Below are 2,388 nucleotides of genomic sequence, written 5' to 3'. Positions count from 1 at the left end.
GGCGAGGCACCGGCATGGGCGCCTCGGGCGGCGGCAGCAGCACCTCGATGCGCCGGCGCGGCTCGGGATCCCCGCCGCCCATGCGCTGGTAGACGAGCTGGTCCTGGTTCGGCACCTGCAGCCCGCCCGGCTCGGCGGGGCGGACGCGGAACGGCCCGGCATCGGCGACGATCATCGGCACCTCGCCCTCGCGCGCGCGCTCGCCGGTCCAGACCAGGGCGGCGGCGCCGGCGAAGGCGAGGGCGGCGACCACGGCGGCGGCCATCAGGACGCGCGGCCGGCTGCGCCGGTCGCGCTGCCGCCAGGCGGGCTCGCCCAGCCGTGCCGTCGGGATGTCGAGATCGCTCGCCCTCAATCGCCCGTCCTCGTCCTCCACCCGCCTCAGCGCATCTCCTCGACCGGCTCCACGCCCATGACCGCGAGTCCCGAGGCGATCACGGTCGCGGTCGCGGCCACCAGCGCCAGCCGCGCCATCGTCGCGGCCGGGGCGTCGGCGCGGATGAAGCGCAGCTCCGCCTCCTCCCGCCCCTTGTTCCAGAGCGCATGGAAGGCCGCCGCCACATCATACAGGGCGAAGGCGATTCGGTGTGGCTCGGCTGCCTGGGCCGCCTGCTCGACCACGCGCGGCCACTGCACCAGCGCGCGGATCAGGGCGAGCTCGGCCGGATCGGCGAGCGTGTCCCGGGGCGCGGCGGCGAGCGCGGCGGGCGCCACCGCCTCCGCCCCGAAGGCCTCGGCCGCGTGGCGCAGCACCGACCGGCAGCGCGCATGCGCGTACTGGACATAGAAGACCGGGTTGTCCTTGGTCTCCAGCCGCACCTTGTCGAGGTCGAACTCCATCTGCGCATCCGCCCTTCGCGTCAGCATGATGAAGCGGACGACATCGCGGCCGACCTCGTCGATCAGGTCGCGCAGCGTGACGAAGGTGCCGGCGCGCTTGCTCATGCGCATCGGCTCGCCGCCCTTCATGAGGTGCACGATCTGGCAGAGCACGATCTCGAGGCTCGCCCTGCCCTGCCCGACCGCCTGCACCGCCGCCTGCATGCGCTTGACGTAGCCGCCGTGATCGGCCCCCCAGACATCGATCAGCCGGGTGAAGCCGCGCGCGATCTTGTCGGCGTGGTAGGCGATGTCGTTGGCGAAGTAGGTGTTCGAGCCGTCGGACTTCCGGAGCGGCCGGTCGGTGTCGTCGCCGAAGCGGGAGGCGCGGAACAGCGTCTGCGGCCGCGGTTCCCAGTCGTCCGGCTTCTGGCCCTTGGGCGGCTCGAGCACGCCGATGTGGATCAGGTCGCGGGCCTCGAGCTCGGCCAGCACGCGCTCCACCGCGCGCGACCGGACGAGCGCGGCCTCGGACGTGAACACCTCCTGGCGCACGCCGAGGGCCGCGAGATCCGCGCGGATCAGGTCCATCATCGCCGCGACGGTCTCGTCGCGCACGCGCTCGAGCCAGTGCGCGGGGTCCGCCGGTGTCGCATTCGGCCCGGCCAGCGCGGTGCCGTGGCGACGGGCGAGCGCCTCGCCGACCGGGACGAGGTAGTCGCCGCGGTACTGCAGCCCGCCGGGCACCAGGGCGTCGAACTCGGCCTCCGTCAGCGCCGTGCCGAGCGCCTGGAGGTAGCGCCAGTACGCGGCCCAGGCGAGCGCATCGACCTGCGCGCCGGCATCGTTGATGTAGTACTCGCGGGTGACGTCGTAGCCGGCCTTGGCGAGCAGCGCGGCGAGCGCGTCGCCCACCACGGCGCCGCGGCAATGGCCGATATGCAGGGGGCCGGTGGGGTTGGCCGAGACGTATTCCACATTCACGCGCACGCCGCGGCCCATGGTCGAATTCCCGTAATCGGTGCCGGCGGCGAGGATGTCGGCGAGCCGGTCGCGCAGGAACTCCGGGCGCAGCGTGAGGTTGACGAAGCCCGGACCGGCGACCGAGGCGGCCGCCACGGCCGGGTGGGCGCGCAGCGATCCGGCGAGCCGTTCGGCAAGCGCGCGCGGGCTGGTACGCAGGGGCTTGGCCAGCACCAGCGCCGCGTTGGTGGAGATGTCGCCGTGCGCCGGGTCGCGCGGCGGCTCGACGGTGAACCCGTCGGGGGGAGCCTCCGGCAGGGCGGCGGCGATGGCGTCGCGGAAGGCGTGGAAGATGTTCATGAGGGGTCCAAGAAAACACCGGGGGGACCACGGTGGTCCCCCCAGCCCCCCCCTCCGCTGCCGAGGTCCGCGGCGCGCCCTGCGAGGCGCGCCGCCCTCCAGGGGGGCGCGGGGGGGGGGGGGGGGGCCCCCCCCCCGGGGGGGGGGGGGGGGGGGGGGGGAAAAAACCCCCCGGGGGGGGGGGGGGGCAGAACCGCGGGCAAAACCCGCCCCCAAGGGAAGCCCCCCGGGCCAACGCCCCCCCCC

The 2,388-nt window shown here is 74.8% G+C and carries 1 protein-coding gene and 1 pseudogene; both read right to left on the bottom strand.

Features of this window, described 5'->3' with window-relative positions; genetic code table 11:
- Nucleotides 1–355, bottom strand: a pseudogene (locus FK498_RS18430) (hypothetical protein); the annotation flags it as partial.
- A 26-nt stretch (nt 356–381) separates the two neighbouring features.
- On the bottom strand, nt 382–2,142 hold the full coding sequence (gene argS, locus FK498_RS18425; RefSeq protein ID WP_141857130.1) for an arginine--tRNA ligase: 1,761 nt from the start codon (nt 2,140–2,142) through the stop codon (nt 382–384).
- Nucleotides 2,143–2,388 lie beyond the last annotated feature (246 nt).

Source organism: Elioraea sp. Yellowstone (genome assembly GCF_006704265.1).
Taxonomy (GTDB): domain Bacteria; phylum Pseudomonadota; class Alphaproteobacteria; order Acetobacterales; family Acetobacteraceae; genus Elioraea.
This window is presented reverse-complemented; position numbering and strand designations above follow the sequence as displayed.

Excerpts from the sequence above, each read along its gene's own strand:
- argS (WP_141857130.1), bottom strand. The coding sequence starts at position 2,142 with ATGAACATCTTCCACGCCTTCCGCGACGCCATCGCCGCCGCCCTGCCG.